The following is a 17,385-nucleotide window of genomic DNA, read 5'->3' as shown; positions in this document are numbered from 1 at the left end:
TTTAATTCGAATGTGGCGATCAGGCTCTGTTCAGCACCAGCTGGCCGTTTTTATCCAACGGGATTTGCGTGCCCGGATCGTGATCCATGCGGATCTTGCCCTGCTGATTGCCGATCTTGTAGGTCACGTCATAGCCCAACATTTTCTGGGACTTGTCGTAGACCGTTTTGCAACGCTGCTGAACGCTGGTGGTGACGTCGTTGTTCTGCATCGCCCCTTGCACCTGGTTGCCGGCGTAGCCGCCGCCCAGCGCGCCGACCACGGTCGCCACGTCGCGCCCGCGACCGCCGCCGAATTGGTGGCCGATCACGCCGCCCGCCACTGCGCCCAGCACAGAACCGGCGATGCGGTTTTCATCCTGCACCGGTGCACGGTGCGTGACGGTGACGTTGCGGCATTCCTGACGCGGCGTTTTGATGGTTTCTTTAATCGGTGTGGCGGCGAGCACCTGCGCATATTGCGGACCGGCAGAAAAGACGTCCAGGCTGGCTACCGCGGCAATCCCCAGAGCGGCAGCGATACCAATTCCAACACCGGCTAACATTGACTTGTTCACAGGAAACCTCCTGAAAGTGTTACCACGCATTTTTTCCGGGGTCTGTTACCGGCTGGCACCGCGCTTATTATTTTGCGCATGGGCGGCTGGCGGTATCCCGGTTTACGGCGTGCGCGACGCGCCGTCTGTAAACGAGGTAAAGTCTGCACAATGATCTGAAGGCCCGCAATAAGACAAGGGGACCAAAAATGCGGGAAAACGGCCGTTTTCCTGTTGTTTAGGAGGAATCTTAAGAATTTTACCCATGCCAACGACGGCTTATGCAGAAGAATCAAGCAACCGCCGCCGATCGGCTCGCGCCGCCATAAAAAAACCCGCGCGGGCGAACCGGCGCGGGTTGGTCGACAAAGGCGGGATCAGTGCATCTTCAGGCGCGGACGGATCACCCGGTTAATGCCGCCCACCAGCATCATCAGGCCGGTTTTGATGTAGCCATGCAACGCGACCTGATGCATGCGGTACAGCGAGATGTAGACGAAGCGCGCGATGCGCCCTTCCACCATCATCGAACCGCGCATCAGGTTGCCCATCAGGCTGCCGACGGTGCTGAAGCGCGACAGCGACACCAGCGAACCGTGGTCTTTGTACACGTAAGGCTTCAGCGTCTGGCCGTTCATCAGCGCCAGAATATTGGTGGCGCAGCGTGAGGCCATCTGGTGCGCCGACTGGGCGCGCGGCGGCACGAAACCGCCGCCCTCTTTCGGACAGGAAGCGCAGTCGCCGATGGCGAAGATGTTCGGATCGCGCGTGGTCTGCAGCGTCGGCTCCACCACCAGCTGGTTGATGCGGTTGGTTTCCAGGCCGCCGATGTCCTTCATAAAGTCCGGCGCCTTGATGCCGGCCGCCCACACCATCAGATCGGCGTCGATGAATTCGCCGCCCTTGGTGTTCAGCCCCTTGGCGTCCGCGCTGGTCACCATGGTGTTGGTCAGCACGCGCACGCCCAGTTTGATCAGCTCCTGATGCGCAGCGGCGGAAATACGCGGCGGCAGCGCCGGCAGGATGCGCTCGCCGGCTTCCACCAGCGTCACGTTGAGCGCGCTGTTGTCCAGGCCTTCGAAACCGTAGCTGTGCAACTGCTTCACCGCGTTGTGCAGTTCGGCGGACAGTTCAACGCCGGTGGCGCCGCCGCCGACGATAGCGATGTTGACCCGCTCTTTTTGCCCCGGCTGCGCCGAGAACTTCAGGAACAGGTTGAGCATTTCGTTGTGGAAACGACGTGCCTGATGGGGGTTATCCAGGAAGATGCAGTGCTCTTTCACGCCTGGCGTACCGAAATCGTTCGAGGTGCTGCCCAACGCCATCACCAGAATGTCGTACGGCAATTCGCGCGCCGGCACCAGCTCGCCGCCCTGCTCGTCGCAGATCTGCGCCAGCTGCAGCGTTTGCGTCTCACGGTTGATGTTGGTCAACGACCCCAGCTGGAAGCTGAAATGGTGATTGCGCGCGTGCGCCAGGTAGCTGAGCGCATCTACGCCGTCATCGAGGGAACCGGTCGCCACTTCGTGCAACAGCGGTTTCCACAAATGGCTGTGGTTGCGATCCACCAACGTGATCTCGGCTTTGTTCTTGCGGCCAAGTTTATGGCCCAGGCTGGTCGCCAGCTCCAAACCACCGGCGCCGCCGCCAACAATAACGATTTTCTTCTTTGGCGTTGTCAAAATAACCCCCTAAATGTGAACCATTTGTTATCCCAGGGTAAATAAATAATATCCTTAGAATACATAGGGTTCGCTTAAAATAAATCGGCTCTCTGCAGCCAGAATAGCATGTGAGGTTATTTGGTCATACCAAAATTGACGTACATCAAATTTTTTTGGTTAAAGGCTGGACGCGGGGATTTTTTGGGGATTGTGATTCAAATAGTTAGCGCTGAGTCACAGTTTTAAATTTTGCCGATTGCCACACAGAATCTTGCTTTGACGTACAAAAAAGCCGCACTTTCCGCCGGTGAAAAACGGGGCGCGCGGCTCGCGGCAGCGTTATGAAACTGTTAACCCAGCGCCTTGAACGCCTTGAGCCGCTGCAGATGCGGAGAGATGTTTTTGAACTTGTGCGTCTGCTGTTCATCCCACACGATCTCGTAGTAGTGATGCAGCAATTCGGCGCTGCGCCGGTTATCCAGCACCTCGTCGTGGCGCGACAGCACCACCAGACAGCGATCGCGGTTTTTCTCGCGGAAATCCTCCACGCACTTGGTGGCGATATCGCGATACTCTTCCGGCCGGTCTATCTTGCCGTGCATGTGCTCTTCCGGGTACAGGTTGGGATTGAACATCGCCTGGCGAATGCCGCACAGGAAGCCGATGCGCTCCGCCCAGAAGCCGCCGAGGCCAACCCCGCAGATCAACGGGTGCGCATCGCCGCCCTGCTGCACCGCCTTGTCCACCTCCTTCAACAGATGCTGCATGTCGTGACGCGGATGCAGCGTGCTGTAGCTGATAAAGCGCACGTCCGGATCGATAAACTGCAGCTGTAATACCTTTTCATGATTGCCGGGACTGGTGGAATCGAAGCCGTGCAAATAGATAATCATGTGGATCCTCGCAACAAGCCAAGGGCCGCGGGCGCGGCCCTCATCATTTCCGCTCTGCGCCGCGATGCGGCACCTGGATTCACCCTTGCGAACGCTGCTTGTGCTCCTCCCAACGCTCGCTCAACGCGCTGAGCGCCTTGTGCGCCTGCTGCCAGCGCTCGGAGTCACGCAGTTCCTGACGGGTGAACTGACCGCGATGATATAACCGCTTCACCTTCTCTGCTTTGACCGGGGACAGGTTATCCAACACGCTGACCGCACCGGCGCGGTTGTTGCACACCAGGATCATGTCGCATCCGGCATCCAGCGCCGCCTGGCCGCGCTCGGCGTAGCTCCCCATGATGGCGGCGCCTTCCATCGACAGATCGTCGGAGAAGATCACGCCGTCGAAGCCCAGCTCCTGACGCAGGATCTGCTGCAGCCAGTAAGGCGAGCCGCTGGCCGGACGCGGATCCGCTTCAGTATAGATGACGTGGGCCGGCATGACGGCGTCCAGCAGCTGGCGGTTGATCAGCTCGCGGAAGATCGCCATGTCGTGCTCGCGGATCTGCGCTAGCGGCCGCGGATCGCGCGGGGTTTCCTTGTGCGAATCGGCGCTGACGGCGCCGTGCCCCGGGAAGTGTTTGCCGGTGGTTTTCATGCCGGCGCTGTGCATGCCGAGGATAAAGCGCTCCGCCATCGCCAGCGCCTGCGGCGGATCGCTGTGGAACGAACGCTCGCCGATCGCCGCGCTGCCGTGGCCGATGTCCAGCACCGGCGCGAAGCTGATGTCGATATCCTGCGCGATCATCTCCGCCGCCATCAGCCAGCCGGCCTCCTGCGCCAGACGGCCGCCTTCCTGCGCATCGTGCAACGCGGCGAACGACTGCGCCGCCGGCAAACGGGTGAAACCCTCGCGGAAGCGCTGCACGCGCCCGCCCTCTTGGTCTACCGCCACCACCAGCCGATCGTGCGAGGCGGCGCGGATCTGGCGCACCAGCTCACGCAGTTGCTCCGCATCGTGGAAGTTACGGGTAAACAGGATCAATCCGCCAACCAGCGGGTGTTTCAAAATCTCGCGTTCTTCTGCATCCAGCTCGTAGCCGGCGACATCTAGCATTACTGGGCCCACGGGCACCTCACTTCATTTTGTTCGTTCAGAATTCAGATGATGATAAACAGAATCGCCGGCGCACCGCAGCGCCCCAGCGCAAAAATTCAACGTCGCCGCTCTGCTGCCAGCGCACTTCAAACCACAGCAGCATCAGATAATCCACCCACGGCAGCCAACGGCGCACCTGCGCCTGCAACCGGGCGACGTCGCGATAGCCCTGATGCGCGTAGTGCTGCAAAAAGCGCTGCTGCTGTTCGGCCGACCAGCCGTTGCTGCGAAACAGCGCGGCGATATCCAGCGCTATGTCGCCGTCGGCGGCATACTCCCAGTCGATCAGCCGCAGCTCTTCGCCGGTGGTGAGCAGATTGCCCGGATGGATATCCATGTGCAGCGGCGCCAGGCGCAGCGGCCGTGGCAAGGCGCTGCGTAAAAAATGACGCTGCAGGCGCAGCCAGGCGGGGGTTAAACGCCGCGTATCCAGCTGCTGCCAGTAGCGGAGGAATTGCCGCCGCAGATCCAGCCGGTAACCGCTGAGCGGCCGCCGATGCAGCGTCGCCACCATCGCCGCCAGCTCGCCGCGCTGATTCAGCGCGTCAAATTCGGCATTTGTGACGACGTCACCTTCAAGCCATTCGAGGATAAGCCACTGATTATTCTGTGCGAAAACCCGTGGCCCCAGCCCCGGCGCACAGCGACGCAGGACCTGCGCCTCCCGCCGCCTGCTCACGCCCAGCGCGCGTTTCTCCGCGCTATGTTGCCGCGCCAGCAGCGTGACGCCCGAGCCGTCGATGCGCCAGCTCTCGCCGGTCAGCCCCTGCACCGGGCTGAAATGACAACCGGCGGTATTCACCGCCGGCAGTCTGGTTTCCATCAATCGTCGCAGCGCGGCCTCAGCGTTTAACGGCGCCATTGCCCGACCAGACGATCTCGCCGGTTTGCACCAGCATCAGCTGCATATCCAGCGCCGGTGACTTCACGTCGCCGCTGACATCGCTGTACAGCACGTACTGCGCGCCGACGATGCGCGCCAGGCCAATCGCCTTACTGCGCGAGCCGAAGCTGTCATCCGCCGACAGGCCCAGCGTTTGTCTGGCGCTGGTCAGCTTCGCTTCCGGCACCACGCTGAAAGTGGAGTTCGACGCCAACGCCTTATACAGTGCCGCGGTGGCTTTGCCCATCTGCAGCGAACCGTTGGTGTTGTTCTTGACGCTGTCCAGCAGCAGCACGCTGCCGGCCGTGACGCCATCGGCCTTCAACATCTGCCCCACCAGCGGCTGAACGCTGCCCAGCCAGTCGAGCTGCTGGATTTTCGGCGGCTGCGGCACCGGCTCGGTAGTCGGCGGCTGCGGCTGCTCCACCGGCGGCGTCGGCTGATCCGGCTCGACGGTGACCGGCGGCAACGGTTGTTCCGGCTCAGGCGGGCGCGACAGACAGCCGCTCAGGGTTAATGCGGCCAGCGCCACTAAGACGTACTTTTTCATGCTTTTTCTCCAAACCTGGCAAGCGCTTACAGGTACAGATACAGACGCGCGCTTTTAGCGTCCAGATTGCCGTTAATCGAGTAGATTTTGGCGTCCGAGTCGGGCGCCACCACGATCTCACGCGGTTTCTCGAAGGGGCGAATATCCAGCCCCTGCGCGTCGTACCAATAGAAACGGTAATGTACGGTGACCGGCGTCGGCTGACTGTTATTGAGCACCGAGGTTGCCATCACCCGCCCGGAAGCGTTCGAAATCGAGGGCGTATCGGCCAGAATACCGGCGGTCAGCACCGAGGGATCCATCACCACCGTCTGCCCTTGGTTGACAGCGATGCCGGGCGGTGAGCTGCATCCCATCAACAACGCGGCGGGCAGCGCCAACGCCATCAGACCACGCAGAGTTTTTTTACCGCGCATGATTTCCTCGCTTAACGTGACAGCAGCGGCCCCAGCGAGCGGCCACCGACCAGGTGCATATGAATATGATAGACCTCCTGACCGGCGTGGCGGTTGCAGTTGACGATCAGGCGGTAGCCGTCCTCGGCGATGCCTTCCTGTTCGGCGATTTTCGCCGCAGCGGTGATCATGCGGCCCAGCGCGGCTTCGTGCTCCACGGTCACGTCGTTGACGGTTGGGATCAGCACGTTGGGAACGATCAGCACATGGGTGGGCGCCTGGGGGGAGATGTCACGGAAAGCGGTCACCAGTTCATCCTGGTAAACCACATCAGCAGGGATTTCGCGGCGGATAATTTTACTGAAAATCGTTTCTTCGGCCATCTGGCGTTCCTTGTTTTACACAATTAGCTGTACGCAGTATGAGTGACAAATTCTACTGCTTTCAACCTGATTGCGCACTTTCCACGTCGAGTGCTGCAGATTCGCGCAGCCCGGCCCCCCGCTTGTGCATCTTTTCACTTTGGTTATTCACTATTGTTGCTTTACTTGCCCCGCGCCGCCGCCAATAGTAACTCCATGATTAACAAAGGATAGAGGGCGTTATGTTACCGAGAATTTCGGCGCTGTGCGCGCTGTTGCTGAGCGCCGCCGTGCAGGCGGCCACGACGGGCGGTATCGACCTGCAGGCTAACCGACAGCCGATACACGCAGAGAAGAATCCCGCCGCTATCGCGCTGATCCCGGCGAACTTTCACTTCGCGGTGCCAGGCAAGCTGACGGTGGCGGTGGCGTTCGAAAACTCCCCGCCGCTGGCGCTGTTCGCCGAAGACAATAAAACGCTGATCGGCAGCGATCCGGACATCGCCCGCCTGGTGGCCGACAGCCTCGGGCTAGAGTTGAACCTAGTGCCCACCTCCTGGGAGGATTGGCCATTGGGCATCAGCGCCGGCAAATACGACGCGGCGATCTTCAACATCGCCGTCACCAAACAGCGCAAAACCAAATTCGACTTCGCCACTTACCGAGTGGACACGCTGGGCTTTTACGTCAAATCCACCAGCCACATCACCGCGATCAACCGGCCGCAGGACGTCGCCGGTCTGCGGATCATCGTCGGATCCGGCACCAATCAGGAAAACATTCTGCTGGGATGGGATAAGCAAAATCGCGCCGCCGGGCTGCCGCCGGTACAACCGATCTACGTGACCGACGACGCCGCCACCAACCTCAGCATTCAGTCCGGGCGCGCCGATGCGTTCTTCGGCCCCCACTCCACCGGCGCCTACAAGGCGGCGCTGACCGGCAAAACCAAAATGGTCGGCATCGGCCCCAGCGTGGCCTATGTCGCGGTCACCACCAAAAAAGGCAACGGGCTGGTGAACGCCATCAACGCCGCCGTCAACGGCGTCATCGTCAGCGGCGAATATGCGCAGGTGCTGGAACGCTGGGGCGAAGGCGACGAAAAGGTCGAGCGTTCAACCATCAACCCGCCGGGCATCGGCGACTAGCCGCCGATCAGCTGCGGCGCATGCCGACGCATCCACTCGGCCAGCGAGTCCAGCGTTGGCCGCAGCGATTTGCCCAGCGCGGTGACCTGATACTCCACCCGCGGCGGCACTTCGGGAAACACCTGCCGCGTCACCAGGCCGCGCTGTTCGAACAGCCGCAGCTGGCGCGTCAGCTCCTTCTGCGCAATGGGCGCCACCGCCCGCTGCAGCTCGCTGAATCGCACCGGGCCGTCGATCATGATCAGCCGGTACAAGATCGGTATCGCCCATTTACCCGACACCAGATTGACGAAGTCCACCATCGGGCAGGGTTCGCCCGCCGTCGGCAAGGCCGCCAAATTATTTTCTGCCGCTAAGGGCGCTTGCGTCGTCATTTCATCCCTCCTCGTCCTTTAGTATCCAAAAGGTGCCTACTATGCAAAAGGAACTATAGCGCAAATAATGCCGTAACAGACGCTAAAGAGGAATCGGTTATGTCACGACTGCAAGGCAAATACGCATTGATTACCGGCGGCACCAGCGGCATCGGGCTGGAAACCGCTCGCCAGTTCATCGCCGAGGGCGCTTTGGTTGCGATCACCGGCCGCAGCCAACGCGCCCTGGACGCGGCGGGCCAGGCATTGGCGGACAAGGCGCTGTTGCTGCTGAGCGACGCCGGCGACATCCCACAGCAGCGCGCGCTGGCCCAGCAGTTGGAGCAGCGGTGGCCGCGGCTGGACGTGCTGTACATCAACGCCGGCGACGTCACGCATCGCCCGCTGCAGGAGTGGGATGAGCAAAGCTATCAGCGGCTGATGGACATCAACCTGAAGGGGCCGTTTTTTCTGATCCAGGCGCTGCTGCCGCTGCTGGCCAACCCTTCTTCGGTGATCCTGTGCGGTTCGGTCAGCGCCCATATCGGCCTGCCGCAGAGCAGCGCCTACGCCGCCAGCAAAGCCGGTTTGTTATCGCTGGCCAGAACGCTCTCCGGCGAGCTGCACGCGCGCGGCATTCGCGTTAATGGCCTCAGCCCCGGCCCGACCGAAACCCCGGCATTGGGTAAACTGGGGTTGGCGGAAGCGGACGAGCGGGCCTTACGCGACGATATCCGCGCGCTGGTGCCGATCGGCCGCATGGGCAGCGCGCTGGAGCTGGCCAAAGCGGCGGTGTTTCTGGCGGCGGACGAGTCGGCATTTATGGTCGGCGCGGAGCTGCAAATGGACGGCGGCGTGGGGAATTTATAATTTAGCGACGCGGCCGCGCCCCGCGCGGCCCGCAAGATCACCCCAATCCAGGGATGTCGACGCCAAAGGTCTGCAGCAGCAACACCACGTTGAGCAGCACGATCACCACCGTGCCGACCACCGCCGCCAGACTGGTCCAGCGGCCGTTGGCGAACTCGCCCATGATGTCGCGGCGGCGGGTGAACATCACCAGCGCGATCATCGGCGCCGGCAGCGCCAGGCTCAGCACCACCTGGCTGTAGACCAGCGCGTCGGTGGCGTTGACGCCCATCGCCACCACGATAAACGCCGGCACCATGGTCACCAGGCGGCGCACCCACACCGGGATGCGGAAGCCGACGAAGCCCTGCATGATCATTTGCCCAGCCATGGTGCCCACCACCGAGCTGGAAATGCCGGAGGCGATCAGCGAAGCCAGGAAGATGCCGGCCGCCGCCGCGCCGAACAGTGGCGTCAGCGTATGGTAGGCAGTGCCGATTTCGGCCACGTCGCTGTTACCGGCGTGGAAGGCGCTCGAGGCCATGATCACCATCGCAATATTCACCAGCCCGGCAAGCGCCAGCGCGATCACTACTTCAATATTGGAAAAACGCAGCAGCTTGCGCCGCTCGCCGTTGTCGCTGGCCGGGCTGCGGTGCTGGGTCAGCCCCGAGTGCAGGAAAATGGCGTGCGGCATCACGGTGGCGCCGATAATGCCGACGGCGATGGTCAGCGCCTGCGCATCCGGCAACTGCGGCGTCACCATGCCGAGGCCGGCCGCCTGCCAGTCCACCGGCACGATGAACATCTCCACCAGGTAGCACAGCGCGATGATGCCCACCAGACCGCCAATCATCAGCTCGACCGGGCGGAAACCTTTTTTCTCCACCATCAGCAGCGCATAAGTGATCACCGCCGTCACCCCCATCCCCGCCAGCAGCGGCATATGGAACAGCAGCGCCAGCGCGATCGCCCCGCCGAGAAACTCCGCCAGATCGGTGGCCATCGCCGCCACTTCGCTGAGCAGCCACATGCCGATCACCACCGGCCGTGAAAACTGGTCACGGCACATTTCCGCCAGATTGCGGTTGGTGACGATGCCCAGTTTGGCCGACAGCGCCTGAAACAGCATGGCGATCAGGTTGGCCATCACCACCACCCACAGCAGGCTGTAGCCGTATTTCGCCCCGGCCTGAATGTTGGTGGCGAAATTACCGGGATCCATATAGGCGATAGAGGCAATCACCGCCGGGCCGGCGAACAGCAACGGCGTGAAGGCACCGCGCTTGCGTCCGGCAAGGGCGGCGCCAATCGCGATGTTGGTCCGTTCGGTTAACGATGAGGGGGTTGCCGCGTCACGCATGAATTGCCCTTAATCTTTTGCTGGTTATTTTTCCACCGGTCATGCTGACAATGTAGCATCGGCTACACTTTATGCAACAGGCGAAATTCATTGGCTTTGTGTAGAGATATTTCTAACTACCACAATGCGTGGCATCGAATTGATAATGTGTGCTATTTGGACTAACTTAGGGCAACCCTCCCCGCATTGCCGGGAGACGCCATTTTTATGCTTACAGGACGCCCCACGCTATGGTTACCCGCGCGCCAGATAACGCCGACCGCTCCGCCCTGACCGACATGCCGGACGAGGCCGAGCACGCCCTGCGTTTTAGCCGCGCCCGCGAAGCGCAGTCCAATGCGCTGATCGAAGATTACGTTGAGCTGATCGCCGATTTGCTGCAAAGCACCCGCGAAGCCAGAACCACCGATATCGCGCGCCGCTTTGGCGTGTCTCACCCGACGGCGATCAAAAATATCGCGCGGCTCAAAAGCGCCGGGCTGGTGGAGTCGCGCCCTTATCGCGGGGTGTTTTTAACCGAGGAAGGCGAACAGCTGGCGCAGAAGGTGCGCCGCCGTCACCGCATCGTGGTCGATCTGCTGATGTGCCTCGGGGTGCCGAGCGAAACCGCCGAGCTGGACAGCGAAGGGATTGAACACCATATCTCGGACGAAACGCTGGCGGTGTTCGAGCATTACCTGCAGCAACACGCCAAACCATGAGCCCCGGAGCGCCGATGAGCTACGCCGTGCAGCAAATTCATGATCTGCGCCTGGTGGTTTTCGCCGAGGCCGGGCCGATGTTGAAAGACGAAAACGACGTCAGCCTGTTTATCGCGCCCGCCTTTGAACACGAGGCCGGGATGATTGCCCTCCCCGTCAACCGCCTCGACGCCGCCTTCTTCCAGCTGAGGAGCGGCGTGGCCGGCGCCGTATTGCAGAAATTCATCAACTACCGCCTGCGCGTGGCGCTGCTGGGCGATATTTCCCCCTGGCTGGCGCAAAGCAACGCGCTGCAAGACTTTGTGCGCGAAGCCAATCGCGGCGAACAGGTCTGGTTCCTCCCTTCTCTCGCCGAGCTCGAACAGCGCCTTGGCGCCTGACGGCAGGCAATAAAAAAGGGAGGCTTTCGCCTCCCTTTGCAACTCCCCTGCCTGAATCAGTGATTACGGATGTATTCGTCCATATCGGTTTTCAGGTTGTCGGACTTGGTGCCGAAGATGGCCTGCACGCCGGAGCCAGCGACGACTACGCCGGCTGCGCCCAGTTTCTTCAGGCCCGCCTGGTCAACTTTGGACACGTCGGCCACGCTGACGCGCAGACGGGTGATGCAAGCATCCAGGTTAGTGATGTTTTCTTTGCCGCCGAAGGCCTGAACCAGCGCCGCGGACATTTCGGAACCGCCCTGCGCAGTCTGCTCGGCAGCGGTGTCTTCACGGCCTGGCGTTTTCAGATCCAGCTTGGCGATCAGCACGCGGAAGATGGTGTAGTACACCAGACCGTAGACGATGCCGACGATTGGGAACAGCCAGATTTTGCTACTGTTGCCGCTCAGTACGATAAAGTCGATCAGGCCGTGCGAGAAGCTGGTGCCGTCACGCATGCCCAACAGGATGCAGATTGGGAACGCCAGACCGGCCAGGATAGCGTGGATCACGTACAGGATCGGCGCGACGAACATGAAGGAGAACTCGATCGGCTCGGTGATACCGGTCAGGAACGAGGTCAGCGCGGCGGAGATCATGATGCCGCCGACTTTCGCGCGGTTTTCCGGCTTGGCCGAGTGCCAGATGGCGATGGCCGCAGCAGGCAGACCGTACATTTTGAACAGGAAGCCGCCGGACAGTTTGCCCGCGGTTGGGTCACCCGCCATGTAACGAGGGATGTCGCCGTGGAACACCTGGCCCGCCGCGTTGGTGAATTCACCGATTTGCATCTGGAACGGTACGTTCCAGATGTGGTGCAGACCGAACGGCACCAGAGCACGCTCAACCACGCCGTAAATGCCGAAGGCTACAACCGGGTTCTGATAAGCCGCCCACTGCGAGAAGGTCTGGATAGCCGTACCGATCGGCGGCCAGATGAAGGACAGCACTACGCCCAGAACGATCGCCGCCAGACCGGAAATGATCGGCACGAAACGCTTACCGGCAAAGAAGCCCAGGTATTCCGGCAGTTGAATGCGGAAGAAGCGGTTGAACATATAGGCCGCGATGGCGCCGGAGATAATCCCCCCGAGCACGCCGGTATCCGCCAGGTGTTTGGCCGCAATCTCTTCAGCCGGCAGGTGCAGCACCAGCGGCGCAACCACCGCCATGGTTTTCACCATGATGCCGTAAGCCACCACCGCCGCCAGCGCGGAAACGCCGTCGTTGTTGGTGAAGCCCAAAGCGACGCCAATAGCGAAAATCAACGGCATGTTGGCGAAGACCGAACCGCCCGCTTCCGCCATCACGTGGGAGACTACCGCAGGTAGCCAGCTAAAGTTGGCGGAACCGACGCCCAGCAGGATACCTGCGATAGGCAACACGGACACCGGCAGCATGAGCGATTTACCTACTTTTTGCAGGTTTGCAAATGCGTTCTTGAACATAGTTGAGTGTGCTCCTGAGTAATAATGCTTTGCTACTTCTTGTCGCGATACGTCGCGCTGCAAGGGGGGGAGAAAAACCCCTGCAATTCAGGGTGTCTGAGCACCCCTTGAATTTATTACGCAGAGTAAAATAAATAGCCTGCGCAATGTTTGATGACAATCACGTTTCGATGATCGAGCCGCGGTAACTTTGCATAAACCGGCTGTTTTTTGGCAAAAGAGAACAAAAAACGCGCACCAACCACCTTGAAACGGGAGGGAACCTTACCCGTTTCAGTGATTAATTACGAGCTTAAAAAAAATTACGCAGACAATGACCTACAGCTATAGCCTAGGTCAAAGATCACAGATCGAGGTGAAATAAGCGTGAAAAGTTGGCAGTGGTGGCTTCGGCCAGCTGTTCCAGGCTAACGCCCTTCAATACCGCCATGTATTCAGCCACATCGCGCACATAGGCGGGTTGGTTTTCTTTGCCGCGATGCGGCACCGGCGCCAGGTAAGGCGAGTCGGTTTCCACCAGAATGCGATCCAGCGGCACATAGCGCGCTACTTCACGCAGCTGTTCGGCGTTGCGGAAGGTCACGATGCCGGAGAAAGAGATGTAAAAGCCCAGATCCAGCAAAGCTTCGGCCGTGGCCAGATCTTCGGTGAAGCAGTGCAGCACGCCGCCGCAGTCCTGTGCGTTCTCTTCACGCAGGATCGCCAGCGTATCCGCGCGCGCATCGCGGGTGTGGACGATCACCGGCTTGTTCAGCTCCCGGCCAATGCGGATATGCTCGCGGAAAGAGTCCTGCTGCAGCTCAAGGTTGTCCTTCTGGTAGAAGTAATCGAGCCCGGTCTCCCCCAGCGCCACCACCTGCTCCGCCGCCGCCAGGCGACGCAGCTCGGCGTAATCATAGCCCTCTTCCAGATTGAGCGGATGCACCCCGCACGAGAAGGCCACGTCGTTGCGCTGGCCGATCAGTTCGGTCATGGAGCGGTAGCCCGGCAACGTGGTGGCGACCGCCAGCACATAGCCGACGTCGCGCGCTTTGGCCTTGGCCAGCGCATCGTCCACATTCTGGTGCAGCGTCTGATAATCCAGACTGTCAAGGTGGCAATGAGAATCGACTAACAACATAATTTTTAACTCTTTAACTTTACAGCGAGTGAGGGTGGGAATAGCCGGCGGCGCCAAGCATCTGTTCCCAGCGAAGTAACTGTTCGGTCAGCAGCAGCTCGCGATTGACGCCCACCACGCTGAGCAACTGATGGCGGCAGTTCAGCCACTGCTGCACGATCTGTTGCAACGAGGCGCTGCTCAGCAGGCTGGCCAACTGATGCACCAGCGGCTGCTGATCCTGATTCAATACATAGTGATGTGCACCCTGTTGCCACTTCATGGCGTCCACCAGCAGCGCGCACAGCCAGTGCAGGCGCTCGGCGACGTCTTCATGGTTCAGCACCGGCAACATCGACAGCATATCGCGCTGCGGCAGCGCGGCGCTCAACGCGGCGCACAGCGCACTGCGCTGCTGCCACTGCTGCGGCTGCAACAGCTGTTCGGCGGCCAGCGGCGCGCCGTCGTGCAGGCGCAGCGCCGTGAGGCGGTCCGTCTGAGAGCCGGCCGCCTGCCGGCTCAGCCACTGCAGGCTGAGCTGCTCCTCCGGGCTGGCCAAATGCCAGTACAGGCAGCGGCTGCGCAGCGTCGCCATCAGCCGCGACGGCTCACGGCAACCCAGCAGAAAATAGGTTTTCTCCGGCGGCTCTTCCAGCGTTTTAAGCAGCGCGTTGGCCGCCGCCTCGGTCAGCTGTTCCGCCTGCGGCAGCCAAATCACCTTGGCGCCGCCCTGCTGCGCGTGGGCATACAGCGTTTCAATCACCTGGCGGATCGGTTCGATGCCCAGGCTGCTCTTGCCCTTTTCCGGCGCCAGCACGTGATAATCCGGGTGGTTGCCCGCCAGCATCAGCCGACAGCTGTGACACTCGCCGCAGCTTTTTTCACCGTTGCGCTGCTGACAGATCAACCAACGGCTCAGGCCGTAGGCCAGCGCGTCGTCACCGTTGCCCGCCGCCGCGTGCAGCAGCAGCGCATGATGGCCGCGGCCCTCGGCGTACTGCCCAATCAGCTGGCGATAAGGGCCATTCAGCCACGGGTACCAGTTCATTATGCGCCTTCCTGCTGCCGCAGCCAGCGGCAGACGCAGTCGCGGATCGCCGCAGTCACCTGCTCCAGCGGCTGGGCCGCGTCAACGGTGACGATCGTTTCATCCTGCGCCGCCAGCTCGAGATAGCGCGCGCGGGTGCGTTCGAAGAACGGCAGCGCCTCCTGTTCGATACGATCCAATTGGCCGCGCGCCTGCGCGCGTTGCAGGCCGACCAGCGGCGGCAGATCGAGATAGACCGTCAGGTCCGGGCGGAAATCGCCCAGTACGGTGTCGCGCAGCGAGGCCATCAGCTGCGGATCCACGCCACGGCCGCCGCCCTGATAGGCTTGTGAAGAGAGATCGTGGCGATCGCCCACCACCCAGGCGCCACGCGCCAGGGCGGGTTTGATCACGGTTTCCACCAACTGCACGCGCGCAGCGTACAGCATCAAGACTTCGGCCTTGATGGTCGGCAATTCGCCGTCGATGCCGCGCTTGAACAGATCGCGCAGTTTCTCCGCCAGCGGCGTACCGCCAGGTTCACGGGTGAAGACGATGTCGCTGACGCCGTGTTCGCGCAACACATTGACCACCGTATCGCGCGCGGTGGTTTTACCCGCGCCTTCCAGCCCTTCGATAACAACGAATTTACTTTTCATTCTTTTCCTTTAACGCCTGACGGTACACGCGCACCGCCTGGTTATGACTCGCCAGATTGGTGGTGAAGGTATGCCCACCCTTGCCGTCAGCGACAAAATAGAGATAAGGCGTTTTGGCCGGATTGGCGGCCGCCTGCAACGAGGCCTCACCCGGCATGGCGATCGGCGTTGGCGGCAGGCCGGCGATCACATAGGTGTTATAAGGCGTCGGCGTCTCCAGATCCTTGCGCGTGATGTTGCCATTATAGCTTTCGCCCATGCCGTAGATCACCGTCGGATCGGTCTGCAGACGCATGCCGATACGCAAGCGGTTGACGAACACCGACGCCACCTTGCTGCGCTCTTCCGGGACCGCGGTCTCTTTCTCGACGATCGAAGCCATGGTCAGCAGCTCCTCCGGCGTTTTGTACGGCAGGCTGGTGTCGCGGCCGGCCCAGGCGGCCTGCAGCGCTTTGTTCATGCGCACGTGTGCGCGTTTGAGCAGCGCGATGTCGCTCATGCCGGCGGTATACTGGTAGGTATCCGGGTACAAATGCCCTTCCGGGGTTTCTCCTGCAGCAATGCCGAGCGCTGCGGCAATCTCCGCTTCGCTCTTGCCCGCCAGGGTGTGTTTCAGGTATTTGGACTGCTGCAGCACCTGCTGCCAATCACGCAGGCGTGAGCCTTCGATAAAGCGTGCGGTGAACTGCGCCTCTTTGCCGCTGGCCAACAGTTTCAGCATCTGGCGCACCGTCATGCCCGGCGTGAACCGGTAGGTACCGGCTTTAAACTCCGCCAGCTCCGGCTCCAGCTTCAGTAGCCACTGGAACCAGCGCCCGTTGTGCACCAGTTTATCGCGTACCAGTAGCCCTTCCAGCGCTACCCGGCCGGTGCCGGCCGGCAGTTTGAAGATGGTTTCTTGCTGGATAGCCAGCGGCGTATCGGCAAAGCGTTCGATCTTCTGGTAGCCCCAAAACAGCAGCGCTAATACCAGAACAACAATAACAGACAGGACCTTCAGCTTTCTTTTCTTCATCAATCAGCCATGGTTAACAGTGTGGACGCAAAAAATCATACAGCTGGCGCGAAGCATAACGCCATGATTGCGCAGCGTTTACCGGCAGCAGCGGCATCAGCGCATTGCTCACCAGCACTTCGTCGGCATCGGCCAGCGTCTCCAGCGGTTCACTGACGCAATGCAGACGGTATTCCGAGCCCGCCAGCAGCGCGATCACCCGCCGCCGCATCAGGCCCGCGACGCCGGCCTGGCTCAGATCCGGGGTAAATACCGCTTTTCCCTTACGCCAGAACAAATTAGCCGCACAGCATTCCACCAGCATACCGGCAGTGTCAAGCACCAGCGCCTCGTCGGCGGCCGTCTGGTCAAGATGCGCGCGGATCAGCACCTGCTCCAGGCGGTTCAAATGCTTCAACCCCGCCAGCAGCGGATTGCGCGCCAGCGCCACCGGGCTGAGCGCAAGCGTGATGCCCTGCTCGCGCCACTGCAAATAGTGCGCAGGGTAGCTGCTGCGGGCGACGATGCGCGTCGGGTTTTCGCACCCCGTCGGGCTGTAACCCCGCCCGCCGCTGCCGCGCGTCAGTATCGCTTTGACCACGCCGAGCGGAATTGATTCGGCCGCCAGCGCCATCTCCCGCTCGAAAGCCAGCCAATCTGTGGCAGGCAGCATCAATCGCTGCGCCGCTTGCTGCAACCGCTCCAGATGCCAGGGCAGCAGCTCGATTTTACCGTCGATAACCCGGGCGGTAGTAAAGCAGCCATCGCCGAACTGCAGGCCGCGATCGCTCGGCGCCAGCGCATCGTGGCGTTGTCCGTTAATCCAGTACATGCTTCCTCCTGTTGCCGGGTTATTTCATTACGCTCGCAGGATAACAGGCGGCGAGACGATACGCAGC

The 17,385-nt window shown here is 61.1% G+C and carries 20 protein-coding genes; 4 read left to right on the top strand and 16 right to left on the bottom strand.

Translation table 11 applies throughout. The annotated features are described in order from the left end of the window. Nucleotides 1-19: 19 nt before the first annotated feature. The 8 genes from AC2CGI_RS10410 to hinT form a co-directional block, all read right to left on the bottom strand. On the bottom strand, nucleotides 20-556 hold the full coding sequence (locus AC2CGI_RS10410) for a glycine zipper 2TM domain-containing protein (RefSeq protein WP_004928798.1): 537 nt from the start codon (nucleotides 554-556) through the stop codon (nucleotides 20-22). 356 nt (nucleotides 557-912) lie between these two features. Beyond that, nucleotides 913-2,217: an NAD(P)/FAD-dependent oxidoreductase gene (locus tag AC2CGI_RS10405; protein ID WP_004928794.1), complete on the bottom strand. Its 1,305-nt coding sequence runs from the start codon at nucleotides 2,215-2,217 to the stop codon at nucleotides 913-915. A 332-nt stretch (nucleotides 2,218-2,549) separates the two neighbouring features. Beyond that, nucleotides 2,550-3,092 carry an alpha/beta hydrolase YcfP gene (ycfP, locus tag AC2CGI_RS10400; protein ID WP_015377468.1) on the bottom strand — a complete coding sequence of 181 codons (543 nt, stop codon included), beginning with the start codon at nucleotides 3,090-3,092 and terminating at the stop codon, nucleotides 2,550-2,552. A 79-nt stretch (nucleotides 3,093-3,171) separates the two neighbouring features. Beyond that, entirely contained in the window at nucleotides 3,172-4,191 is a 1,020-nt protein-coding gene (gene nagZ, locus AC2CGI_RS10395) for a beta-N-acetylhexosaminidase (RefSeq protein ID WP_021504926.1), read from the bottom strand. A gap of 37 nt (nucleotides 4,192-4,228) precedes the next feature. Beyond that, complete coding sequence (gene thiK / locus AC2CGI_RS10390; protein ID WP_076740338.1) at nucleotides 4,229-5,095, bottom strand: thiamine kinase; 867 nt, start codon at nucleotides 5,093-5,095, stop codon at nucleotides 4,229-4,231. Then, a complete protein-coding gene (gene lpoB / locus AC2CGI_RS10385; protein ID WP_021504924.1) occupies nucleotides 5,076-5,666 on the bottom strand; it encodes a penicillin-binding protein activator LpoB in 591 nt (196 codons plus the stop codon). The genes thiK and lpoB overlap by 20 nt, the downstream gene beginning before the upstream one ends. A gap of 26 nt (nucleotides 5,667-5,692) precedes the next feature. After that, nucleotides 5,693-6,082: a YcfL family putative periplasmic lipoprotein gene (locus AC2CGI_RS10380; RefSeq protein WP_015377465.1), complete on the bottom strand. Its 390-nt coding sequence runs from the start codon at nucleotides 6,080-6,082 to the stop codon at nucleotides 5,693-5,695. An 11-nt stretch (nucleotides 6,083-6,093) separates the two neighbouring features. Beyond that, nucleotides 6,094-6,444, bottom strand: coding sequence for a purine nucleoside phosphoramidase (gene hinT, locus AC2CGI_RS10375; RefSeq protein ID WP_004928776.1), 351 nt, complete (start codon nucleotides 6,442-6,444; stop codon nucleotides 6,094-6,096). 221 nt (nucleotides 6,445-6,665) lie between these two features. On the opposite strand from hinT, the gene AC2CGI_RS10370 reads away from it, so the two are divergent. Next, nucleotides 6,666-7,571: a transporter substrate-binding domain-containing protein gene (locus AC2CGI_RS10370; protein WP_076740339.1), complete on the top strand. Its 906-nt coding sequence runs from the start codon at nucleotides 6,666-6,668 to the stop codon at nucleotides 7,569-7,571. Here the strand turns inward: AC2CGI_RS10370 and AC2CGI_RS10365 are convergent. Further along, a complete protein-coding gene (locus AC2CGI_RS10365) occupies nucleotides 7,568-7,945 on the bottom strand; it encodes a winged helix-turn-helix transcriptional regulator (protein WP_072270887.1) in 378 nt (125 codons plus the stop codon). The two genes, AC2CGI_RS10370 and AC2CGI_RS10365, sit on opposite strands and share 4 nt — an antisense overlap. A gap of 99 nt (nucleotides 7,946-8,044) precedes the next feature. Between AC2CGI_RS10365 and AC2CGI_RS10360 the strand changes: the two genes are divergently transcribed. Continuing rightward, entirely contained in the window at nucleotides 8,045-8,794 is a 750-nt protein-coding gene (locus AC2CGI_RS10360) for an SDR family oxidoreductase (protein ID WP_015377462.1), read from the top strand. 37 nt (nucleotides 8,795-8,831) lie between these two features. Here the strand turns inward: AC2CGI_RS10360 and AC2CGI_RS10355 are convergent, their stop codons facing one another. Beyond that, nucleotides 8,832-10,136, bottom strand: a complete 1,305-nt coding sequence (locus tag AC2CGI_RS10355) for an Nramp family divalent metal transporter (RefSeq protein ID WP_015377461.1) — start codon at nucleotides 10,134-10,136, stop codon at nucleotides 8,832-8,834. A gap of 230 nt (nucleotides 10,137-10,366) precedes the next feature. Between AC2CGI_RS10355 and mntR the strand changes: the two genes are divergently transcribed. Then, nucleotides 10,367-10,837, top strand: coding sequence for a manganese-binding transcriptional regulator MntR (mntR, locus tag AC2CGI_RS10350; RefSeq protein ID WP_015377460.1), 471 nt, complete (start codon nucleotides 10,367-10,369; stop codon nucleotides 10,835-10,837). Between the two features lie 14 nt (nucleotides 10,838-10,851). Then, nucleotides 10,852-11,217: a DUF4180 domain-containing protein gene (locus AC2CGI_RS10345; RefSeq protein ID WP_076740340.1), complete on the top strand. Its 366-nt coding sequence runs from the start codon at nucleotides 10,852-10,854 to the stop codon at nucleotides 11,215-11,217. Nucleotides 11,218-11,273: 56 nt separating this feature from the next. Here AC2CGI_RS10345 and ptsG read toward each other — a convergent pair whose 3' ends face one another. The 6 genes from ptsG to pabC all read right to left on the bottom strand — a co-directional run bounded on the left by ptsG (nucleotide 11,274) and on the right by pabC (nucleotide 17,318). Then, a complete protein-coding gene (gene ptsG / locus AC2CGI_RS10340; protein WP_016928184.1) occupies nucleotides 11,274-12,707 on the bottom strand; it encodes a PTS glucose transporter subunit IIBC in 1,434 nt (477 codons plus the stop codon). A gap of 343 nt (nucleotides 12,708-13,050) precedes the next feature. Beyond that, entirely contained in the window at nucleotides 13,051-13,827 is a 777-nt protein-coding gene (locus AC2CGI_RS10335) for a metal-dependent hydrolase (protein ID WP_076740341.1), read from the bottom strand. A gap of 19 nt (nucleotides 13,828-13,846) precedes the next feature. After that, nucleotides 13,847-14,854: a DNA polymerase III subunit delta' gene (gene holB, locus AC2CGI_RS10330; RefSeq protein ID WP_076740342.1), complete on the bottom strand. Its 1,008-nt coding sequence runs from the start codon at nucleotides 14,852-14,854 to the stop codon at nucleotides 13,847-13,849. Continuing rightward, a complete protein-coding gene (tmk, locus tag AC2CGI_RS10325) occupies nucleotides 14,854-15,492 on the bottom strand; it encodes a dTMP kinase (RefSeq protein ID WP_015377455.1) in 639 nt (212 codons plus the stop codon). The genes holB and tmk overlap by 1 nt, the downstream gene beginning before the upstream one ends. After that, nucleotides 15,482-16,507 carry an endolytic transglycosylase MltG gene (mltG, locus tag AC2CGI_RS10320; RefSeq protein WP_015377454.1) on the bottom strand — a complete coding sequence of 342 codons (1,026 nt, stop codon included), beginning with the start codon at nucleotides 16,505-16,507 and terminating at the stop codon, nucleotides 15,482-15,484. Before mltG ends, tmk begins: the two co-directional genes overlap by 11 nt. A gap of 13 nt (nucleotides 16,508-16,520) precedes the next feature. Beyond that, a complete protein-coding gene (pabC, locus tag AC2CGI_RS10315) occupies nucleotides 16,521-17,318 on the bottom strand; it encodes an aminodeoxychorismate lyase (protein ID WP_015377453.1) in 798 nt (265 codons plus the stop codon). Nucleotides 17,319-17,385 lie beyond the last annotated feature (67 nt).

This window comes from Serratia sp. LSHTC3, assembly GCF_057197125.1.
This window is presented reverse-complemented; position numbering and strand designations above follow the sequence as displayed.